This is a genomic window from Halorubrum sp. AJ67, assembly GCF_000513435.1.
The window spans coordinates 472915-478773 of sequence record NZ_CBVY010000003.1; the positions used below are offsets into that span (position 1 = coordinate 472915).

Here is a 5859-nt window from a genome sequence, read left to right on the forward strand (position 1 = left end):
CGACGGTCGACGAGAGCGGCAGATCCCGAACGCGCATACGGACACGGATTCGGCCGGATCGGTCATAAAGAGTCGGCAGCGTCCCCCCTCGAACCGGTCGCCCGTTACGAGTCGGTGTCGAAGTCCTGGAAGAGCTTCTCGTAGTCCTCGTCGTCGGTCGCGACCGCGTCGCGCGACTCGTCGGCCCGCTCGCGGAGCTCGGCGATCCGGTCGGTGAGCTCCTGGTACTCCGCGTTGTCTGCCAGATCGCTCGCGCTCTTTTCGGACTCCAGCATCGCCTTCTTCGACGTCAGCGAGAACAGCTCTTGGACCTCCGTGTCGTACTCGCCACGCCGCAGCAGCCCCTCGACGGTGTCTCGGAGCGTGTCGCTGGTGACGGGCTTGACGAGGTAGTCGTCGAAGCCCATCTCCAGAATGTCGAAGTCCGGCTCGACGGCGGTGACCATCGCGACCCGGCAGTTGATACCGCGGTCGCGGACGGCCGTGAGGACCTCGTCGCCGGAGAGCCCGGGCATCCGTCGATCGAGGAGGATGGCGTCGACCTCGTCGTCGGCCTCGTCGAGCTGATCGAGGGCCTCGTGGCCGCCGTACGCGGTTCGAACGCGGTACTCGTCGCCAAGCCAGGCGGCATACAGGTCGGCCAAGTCGGGTTCGTCCTCGACCACGAGGACCAGCGGCGGTTGCTCACTCATGGATGACGGGAGCGAGGGGGTGTTCGCTCACACGTTTCGTCTCTCCGCTGGCTATATTAAAATACCTCTTCGGTGCGCCGGCACTTCGGTCGCTCGGCCGGACTCGGATCCGGTCTCGGCCGGCCGGGGGTTGCCCGGCGTTACTCGCCCGGACTGTAGTTGGGGGCCTCGTCCGTGATCATCACGTCGTGCGGGTGGCTCTCGCTCTGTCCCGCGGTCGAAACCCGGACGAACTCCGCGCGCTCGTGGAGGTCGGGAACGGTCTCCGCGCCGACGTAGCCCATCCCCGAGCGCATCCCGCCCGTGAGCTGGTGGAGCTCGGAGGCGAGGCTCCCCTTGTACGGGGTCGCGGCCTCGACGCCCTCGGGCACGAACTCCTCGTCTTCGTCCTCCTCTTTGAGGTAGCGGTCGCCGCCGCCGGACTTCATCGCGCCGACCGAGCCCATGCCGCGGTACTGCTTGTACTTCTTGCCGTTCATCGTGATGACGCGGCCGGGGGCCTCGTCGGTGCCGGCGAAGTACGAGCCGAGCATCACCGCGTCCGCGCCCGCGGCGAGCGCCTTGATGGCGTCACCGGAGTAGCGGATGCCGCCGTCGGCGATCACGGGAACGTCGTGCTCGACGGCGACGTCCGCGACCTCCGCGACGGCGGTCATCTGGGGCATCCCCGCGCCGCTGACGACGCGAGTGGTACAGATCGATCCCGGCCCGATGCCGACCTTCAGCCCGTCGGCGAAGTCGACCGCGGCCTCGGCCGCCTCGCGCGTCCCGACGTTGCCGACGACGACGTCGGCGTCAACGGTCGCTTTGATCGCCTCCGCGGAGTCCAAGACGTTGAGGTTGTGCGCGTGTGCACAGTCGATGAAGATCACGTCGACGCCGGCCTCGTCGGCCGCGACGGCGCGCTCCTCCTCGAAGGGGCCGACTGCGACGCCGGCCAGAAGCCGTCCGTCCTCGTCGCGGGCGGCCTCCTCGTGTTCGCGGCGCTGGAGGATGCCCTGCATCGTCACCAGTCCGACCAAGCGCTCGGCCTCGTCGACGATGGGGACGCGCTCGATCTTGTGGTCGTACATCAGTTCGAGCGCCTCGCGCGCGCCCACGTCCTCCGCCGCGGTGATGACCTCGTCGGTCATCGCCTCGCGGACCGCGTCGTCCTCGCCGACCTCCAGGTACGGCCGGATGTCCGTCCCGGAGATGATCCCGAGGACGGTGTCGTCGTCGGCGACGACGGGGGCACCGGAGACGCCCTGCCGCTCCATCACCGCGTCGGCCTCGCGGACGGTGTCGTCGGGCGAGACGGTGACGACGTTCTCGCGGCGGATGACGAGTTCGTGCGCGCGCTTGATGCGTTCGACCTCGGCGGCCGTCTCCTCGACGGTCATGTTGCGGTGGAGGACGCCGAGACCGCCCTCACGGGCCATCGCGATCGCGAGGTCGCTCTCGGTGACGGTGTCCATCGCCGCCGACAGCACCGGCACGGTCAGTTCGACGTTCTTCGAGACGCGGGTACTCAGGTCGGCGTCGTCGGGTTCGACGCGGCTCTCCTTGGGACGGAGGAGCACGTCGTCGAACGTCAGCGCTTCCGGAACCTCGAGTTTCGCCGAGAATCGGCCAGAATCTGTCGCCATATAATCCGTCACGAACGGCCGATGAAAAGCGTTGCGAGACGGCACGGACGTGGAGGTTGTTCACATTCAGATCCGTTTTGTATACATGATTCTGTATGTCTCGGAGAACGCGATCGTCGCCAGAGTCCTCCACCCGTATCGCTGCCCGAGGGCGGTCATGAGTGAATCGCCCGCAGCGGTTTCGAAAGCCGAGGAATAATCGGGGAACATCGAGAGGCATCGACGTATCATCGTCGAAGACGGGTTTTCACCGTAGATCCGTCGTGTCGTGCGGACACGTCTCACACAACCTTTAACGCGACCGAAACACGTATATCCGGTATGGACTCCGACAGTCCCGTGAATGCGCGCATCGCCGGCCAGCCGAACGCCGACCTCGGCGTCCGCTTTACAGCCGGCAATCCGCGCAAACGCTTTACATGGGCTCGTCGGACCTCCCGCGGCGTGGGCTCCGCGTGCTGGTCCCCATACCATCGCGAGTCGCACGCATCCTACCGCCCCCCCGTTGGTCAGGGCTATCGTCCCTGAATGAGCACTTCACGCCACCCCGTCGCCCTGCGATTAGAACAGCAGGTCGGGAGCGCGACGAAGCTGCTCGCGACCGTCATGGTCCTGCCGCTCGTCGACGGCATCTTCCCCGCGCTCGTCGTCGCCGGGGTCCTCGGATCGGCCACGGGCGTCGTCGAGACGGGAATCCTGATCTTCGGCGGTTCGGCGACCGCCGCAGTGATCCTCGCGGAGATGGACGGTTCTCGGCGAGAGATGGTCGGCTCGGTGCTGCTGATCGGCGCGGTCATCATCCCGGTCGCCGCCGTCGAGGCCGCCCTCGCGCCGACCCTTCAGGGGCTCCTGAATCTACCTATCTTCGAGCGGTTCGCCGGGCTAGTGATCTTGACGATCGCCGCCAAGACCGCCAGCTCCGAGATCGGTGAGTACCTGCCGAGTCCGGGCGTGATCATCGGGCTCGGTCTCGTCGCGAGCTTCGATCCGTCGGGATTCACGTTGGAGACATCGACCGAGTACGTGGTCAACGGGACCGCGGCCGCCGCAGTGGGGGTAGCCTTCGCGCTCTCGATCGCGCTGCTCTCGCCGCACCTCCGCGGCCGCGTCGACATCGACCGGTTCCGGTTCGGCTCGGCGGTCGCGCTGGGCGTACTCGCGCTGCCGATCCTGCTGGGGCCGTTCGATCTCATGCAGACCGACGCGCCGGTCGCGCTCGCGGTGCTCGCGGTGACGACGCTGTTCGCGTACGACCCGAACGCGGGCGCGCTGGAGGGTACCGACGACGACGCGCCGGACGACGGCAACGTGTCCGACGGCGATGACGCACCCGACGACGACGACGGATCGTCAGACGGGGACTCGACCGACACCGAAGACGACCTCGCGGAGAGCCCCCCGTCCGACCCGCCCCTCGACGCCCCGCCGGAGGGGTCGTCACCCGTCGTCGACGACGACGTCGCCGTCCTCGCGAACGGCGGCGAGGGACGAGAGACCGACGACGACGGGACGGACCCGTTCACGGACGACGACTCCCGGGCCCCGTGGCTGTGAGTCGCGCGTCGGCGCTGGCGGGTTCGCCTCGCTCTCGGAATCGTCTCGTTCGTCGCCCGTGCGCCGGGCGTGTCGCCGGGGTTTAGGTACTCGACGCCGAACGGCCGGTATGTCGAACCGCGTCGTTCAGGGACGGATGGTGACGCCAGAAAAGCTCGCGGAGCTGGTCGAGGGCGAGTCGGTGCTGGAGGCCGAGTCGATTGCCGACGCCGACCGCGACTGCCCGGACTGCGGCGGGGACGTCATCTCCGTCGGGTACATGCCGAGCGTGACCGAGTTCGTCACCGGCTACAAGTGCCAGGACTGCGATTGGAGCGACGACGACCGGAACTGACCGCCGCGTGCGTCGTTCTCGCGAGCAGCGGGTCGGTCGATCGCGGGTGGGCGCGGGGGTGTCGCCGTCCCTCGATCGCCGTCGATCGAAACCCCTTTATCCGCGTTTCGGCAACAATTTGATGCGAGATCACGCGGGGCTGTGGCCAAGCCAGGCATGGCGACTGACTCCAGAGGCTCGCGCCCGGGACGACACTCCAGACTGATATACCGAGCGGCCGACTGATCATCGGTCGTGTTGACGACCCTCTGGAGTTCCGAGGCGCACCGGAGATATCAGTCGATCGGGGGTTCAAATCCCTCCGGCCCCACTTTCTGCCACCACGAGCAACGTCGCGAGCGGCGGCGTCGTAGTGAGGAGGGATTTGAACCCAGAGGACGAGCGGAGCGAAGTCCTCGTGGTTCACAATCCCTCCGGCCCCACTTCCTGCCGCCGCAAGCAAACTCGCGAGCGGTGGCATCGTACTGAGTTGGGGTTAAACTCAGCGACGACTGAAGCGAGTCCGTGTGGTGTACGATCTCTCCGACCCCACTTTCCGTCCCGCGAACGCTCCGACAAGCGACCGCGTTAGGACGTACTCGGCAGCCGGTCAGCGGCGCGATACGATCCGACCGGCTACGAGACCGACGAGGGCGATCATGCCCGCCATAGCGAGGTACAGCGCCAGCCCCACCGTCTCACCGTTCGTCGCGTTTACGGCCGCGAGGTACAGAAACACGACCGCGACGGCGGCGTGGAGCGCGAACACGCCGGACGGGACGTTCGCTCCGAGCTCGAATCCGATCTCCATGCCTTCGCTTCGGCCACCGGCGGAAAAAGTCGTCCGGTCGGAGGCGCGACGGTGTTCGGGAACGACGCGGTCGCCAAACTAAAGCGACCCCGGCGCGACGGACATCTCGATGACCGACACCCCCTCCCGACGCGAGTGGCTCGCCGCGGTCGGTGCGGCGACGACGGCCGCCGCGGCCGGGTGTTCCTCGCTGAACGGGACGGCCGACGACGGCACCGATTCGGATCCCGACCCCGGAAGTGCCACAGAGCAGACGATCCCCGCGGGCGTCGCGCAGTTCCGCGGGTCGCTGGAGCGATGGGGGTATTACCCGGACGAGACGGTTCCCGACGCCGTCGAAACGGCCTGGCGGATCCCCGAGGTCAACACCGGCGAACACAGCGCGGCGAAGGCCAGCGCGGTCCCGCTCTCCGACGGGGGCGTCGTCCTCCCGGGCGACACCGGCGAACTCCTCGCGATAACGGCCGACGGCGACGTGCGCTGGCGCGGCGAGACCGACATGGAGGGGAGGGAGTCCACGGACGCCGGCGGTCGCGGACGGGCGGGCGTATATCGGCGCGTACGATGGCGTCCTCTACGCGTTCGCACTCGACTCGGGCGATCTGGAGTGGTCGACGGAGCTCGGCGGCTCGATCGGGTCCAGCCCGCTGTACTACGACGGTGAACTGTACGTCTCGGTCGAGTTCCCGACGCCCGAGGGACGGATGTTCGCGGTCGACGCGGAGACGGGCGACGTGACCTGGGCGGAGCCGGACCACCGCCCCACCGATCACCCGCACTCCTCGCCCGCGGTGTCGCTCGACGCCGGGCGGATGGTGTGCGGGTCGAACGACGGCTACTGCTACCGCTGGAGCTTCCCGG

The 5859-nt window shown here is 67.8% G+C and carries 7 protein-coding genes and 1 tRNA gene; 5 read left to right on the forward strand and 3 right to left on the reverse strand.

The features are described from left to right. Positions 1 to 104: 104 nt before the first annotated feature. On the reverse strand, positions 105 to 692 hold the full coding sequence (locus BN903_RS05480; protein WP_048076731.1) for a response regulator transcription factor: 588 nt from the start codon (positions 690 to 692) through the stop codon (positions 105 to 107). A 140-nt stretch (positions 693 to 832) separates the two neighbouring features. Beyond that, positions 833 to 2320 (reverse strand): IMP dehydrogenase, encoded by a 1488-nt coding sequence (gene guaB, locus BN903_RS05485; RefSeq protein ID WP_048076732.1) that lies wholly within the window; start codon positions 2318 to 2320, stop codon positions 833 to 835. 528 nt (positions 2321 to 2848) lie between these two features. Here guaB and BN903_RS05490 point away from each other — a divergent pair. From BN903_RS05490 to BN903_RS16480, 3 genes are all read left to right on the forward strand, one after another. Continuing rightward, positions 2849 to 3874, forward strand: coding sequence for a DUF5794 domain-containing protein (locus tag BN903_RS05490; RefSeq protein ID WP_048076733.1), 1026 nt, complete (start codon positions 2849 to 2851; stop codon positions 3872 to 3874). 109 nt (positions 3875 to 3983) lie between these two features. Next, complete coding sequence (locus BN903_RS05495) at positions 3984 to 4208, forward strand: DUF5795 family protein (protein ID WP_048076734.1); 225 nt, start codon at positions 3984 to 3986, stop codon at positions 4206 to 4208. Positions 4209 to 4343: 135 nt separating this feature from the next. Continuing rightward, positions 4344 to 4518: transfer RNA gene (locus tag BN903_RS16480), tRNA-Trp, on the forward strand. Between the two features lie 279 nt (positions 4519 to 4797). On the opposite strand, the gene BN903_RS05500 is transcribed toward BN903_RS16480, so the two are convergent. Next, positions 4798 to 4998 (reverse strand): hypothetical protein, encoded by a 201-nt coding sequence (locus tag BN903_RS05500; protein WP_048076735.1) that lies wholly within the window; start codon positions 4996 to 4998, stop codon positions 4798 to 4800. Positions 4999 to 5107: 109 nt separating this feature from the next. Between BN903_RS05500 and BN903_RS05505 the strand changes: the two genes are divergently transcribed. Both BN903_RS05505 and BN903_RS17950 read left to right on the forward strand, forming a co-directional pair. After that, positions 5108 to 5662, forward strand: coding sequence for a hypothetical protein (locus tag BN903_RS05505; RefSeq protein WP_228841022.1), 555 nt, complete (start codon positions 5108 to 5110; stop codon positions 5660 to 5662). Beyond that, on the forward strand, positions 5550 to 5859 hold a 310-nt coding region (locus BN903_RS17950), incomplete at its 3' end, for a PQQ-binding-like beta-propeller repeat protein (protein ID WP_342764752.1). The genes BN903_RS05505 and BN903_RS17950, both read left to right, overlap by 113 nt.

Coding starts and splice junctions, on each gene's coding strand:
- BN903_RS05495 (WP_048076734.1), top strand. CDS start 3,984: ATGTCGAACCGCGTCGTTCAGGGACGGATGGTGACGCCAGAAAAGCTC.
- BN903_RS05500 (WP_048076735.1), bottom strand. CDS start 4,998: ATGGAGATCGGATTCGAGCTCGGAGCGAACGTCCCGTCCGGCGTGTTC.
- guaB (WP_048076732.1), bottom strand. CDS start 2,320: ATGGCGACAGATTCTGGCCGATTCTCGGCGAAACTCGAGGTTCCGGAA.
- BN903_RS05480 (WP_048076731.1), bottom strand. CDS start 692: ATGAGTGAGCAACCGCCGCTGGTCCTCGTGGTCGAGGACGAACCCGAC.
- BN903_RS05505 (WP_228841022.1), top strand. CDS start 5,108: ATGACCGACACCCCCTCCCGACGCGAGTGGCTCGCCGCGGTCGGTGCG.
- BN903_RS05490 (WP_048076733.1), top strand. CDS start 2,849: ATGAGCACTTCACGCCACCCCGTCGCCCTGCGATTAGAACAGCAGGTC.